At 56.9% G+C, this 2,618-nt stretch carries 2 protein-coding genes; both read right to left on the reverse strand.

From position 1 onward, the window contains the following. Window positions 1-1,116, reverse strand: a 1,116-nt coding sequence (gene recD, locus AQS70_RS09465; RefSeq protein ID WP_082428070.1) for an exodeoxyribonuclease V subunit alpha, incomplete at its 3' end; no start/stop codon positions are given. Continuing rightward, on the reverse strand, window positions 1,113-2,618 hold a 1,506-nt coding region (locus AQS70_RS09470; RefSeq protein ID WP_187331801.1), incomplete at its 5' end, for a 3'-5' exonuclease. The genes AQS70_RS09470 and recD, both read right to left, overlap by 4 nt.

A 2,618-nucleotide genomic window follows, 5' to 3' on the forward strand; every position in this document is an offset into this window, starting at 1 on the left:
CTCAGCACCACGGAATAAGTCGCCAAATACAGCACCCGCCTCTACCGATGCCAACTGGTCTTTGTCACCTAGCAGTACCAGCCGAGCCTGTTCGGGCAGTGCGTCCAGCAAGTTGGCCATCATTTCAAGGTCGATCATAGAGGCTTCATCGACCACTAATACGTCCAGCGGCAGACGATTGCCTGCATGGTGACGAAAATGCCGCGTGCCGGGACGGCTACCCAGCAAGCGGTGAACGGTGGTGACATCACTGGGGATTTTTTCCCGAACCTTGTCGTCCACTTTCAACGATTTGACTTGCAGGCTGATAGATTCGGTCAGGCGAGCAGCAGCCTTACCCGTAGGAGCGGCCAGACGAATTCGCAAGGGCGCACCCGCTTCAACGGCCGGGGCTTGAAGCAGCGCTAACAAACGCACGACCGTCGTGGTCTTGCCGGTGCCAGGGCCGCCAGTGACGATACTAAAGGCGCCGCGAGTGGCCAGCGCACAGGCTAGTTTTTGCCAGTCAATCGGGGCATTGGCTTTCGGTGCGCCGAAAAGCTCATTTAAGCGCGCGGGTAAATCATCAGGCGTAGCTTCGATGACTGACAGACGTTGGCGCAATGCGTTGTCGATTCGTCGCTCATAAGCCCAATAGCGGCGCAGGTATAAACGGCGCTCGCTGAGCACCAAAGGTCGGCTCGAAGCGTCTGCGGATAACTGTTCCACATGTTCAACCAATAGGCTGTTGTGTAGGGCTTTGCACCATGTATCGCCGTCCAATGCCTCAAGCAGTTGTGAGGGCAGTAACATGGCGTCTGTGTGTACATCGCCTTCGGGAGGCAGCGACAACGCGAAGTCAGGTTGTTTTAAGGTTTCAAACAGGTCCAGACAGACGTGACCGTGGCCCAGTTGGTGACTGGTCAGTGCCGCTGCCAGCAGCACCAACGGATCGCCCTGCGGGTCGCGCTCATGCAAAAACGCAACGAACGCTTTGTCCAGTGCGCGCAGCCAGCCGCGCTCGACCCAGCGCTCTAGCAACAGCAGCAAATCGGCTGCGCGGCTCAATGGCTGGAGTTGGGCCAGACTTTCTGCCGTTAAAGGCGTCGGCAACAGCTCGGCAAACGAGCGACTCATAGCAACACTCCCTGTTCCCACGTCGGTTCTACGGGTTTAGGCAGAGATTTGCCCTGAAACATCAGGTCTAGGCTTTCGATCAATACTCTGGGCGGTCGGGTGAAGAACACCCCTTGGCTTTGCGAACGAGTGCCCCGCAAGAACAGATACAGCGCGCCGCCCATGTGCTGGTCATAGTCGTAATTAACCAAGCGGGCCTTGAGTTGACGGTGCAACGCCAATAGGTACAACACGTATTGCAGGTCGTAGCGGTTATCCAGAATCGAAGCGTTCATCGCCTGTTCGGTGTAGGCCGAATCGTCGGCCCCGAGCCAATTAGATTTGTAGTCCGCCACGTAGTAGCGCCCTTCGTGCTCAAACGTCAGGTCTATAAAACCCTTGAACATGCCATTGAGCTGGCTCGGCTCAGCCCCGGCACGCGGCGCACCGTTATGGGTATGCTGACGCACGAGTTGGTCCATTTGCAGAACATCAACCTTGTGGCTGGCGAACCAGAACTCCATTTCGATTTGATACTGGCTCAGTTCACTCAAGACCACAGCAGGCTGACCGTTATTCAGACGTAGCGGCTCATGTTGCAGGTGCTGTAACCAGTCGCTTAGCGTGTCGATCCAGCCTTGCCAGCCGCGTCGGTTACAGCGCCGGGCCACAGCGTCTTTGAGGGGTTCGAAGTCGGCGTTAAAGCGTTCGCTACCTGCCCACTCCAGCAGGCCGTGGAGAAATGTTCCGGGATTAGGCCCACGAGGAAACCGGTGTATATCACCGCCACTGAGTAACGCATCACGCGGCGCGTTCGGATCCAGTCGCTCATCGTCCGATAGTTTTTGCGCCAAGGCGCTTTCAGGGGCTTCGGCCGGGCTGAGGCTGTCACCAATACGCAATGCGCTGTAAGAAGCAATCCACCAGTTCTGCGCAGCCCGTCGGGTCGGGATCAACGGCTTAAGCAGCGTGGCCTGATTGAGCGGTGGGTAAAAACGCTCCTCGCTAACGGCCGGGACGGGCTCGTATTGAATCGCCGGGCAGTCTTGCGCCAACTCTGCCAGCCAGCGCTCCAAGGCAACGGACTCGGCTAATAAGGCCCCACCTCCCAAGAGATAACCCAAGGCGGACAGGTGCAAAATAGACCGGTTGTTGTTGCCCCGTTTGAGGTCTGCAACGCCAAGCCAGCAGGCATGCTGAGCGCGGGTTAAAGCCACATAGAGCAGACGTAAATCTTCGGCCAGACGCTCATTATCCGCTTGAGTGATCAACTCTTGGGTTGGCTTTAGGCTTACGTGGGCATTGCCCGCCGCATCGTGGTAATGCAGTGGTAAACGACTACCGTCCACCGGTTTGGTCGAGCAGATAAACGGCAGGAAAACCAAGGGGTATTCCAGCCCTTTGGATTTGTGGATGGTCACCACTTTGACCAGTTGCTCATCGCTCTCGAGTCGCAATATTTGCTCTTCACCTGCCTGCCCGGATAAAGCCAAATGCTCGGCCAAATGCCGACTTAGAGCTTG

It is taken from the genome of Pseudomonas endophytica (assembly GCF_001411475.1).
Lineage (GTDB): Bacteria > Pseudomonadota > Gammaproteobacteria > Pseudomonadales > Pseudomonadaceae > Aquipseudomonas > Aquipseudomonas endophytica.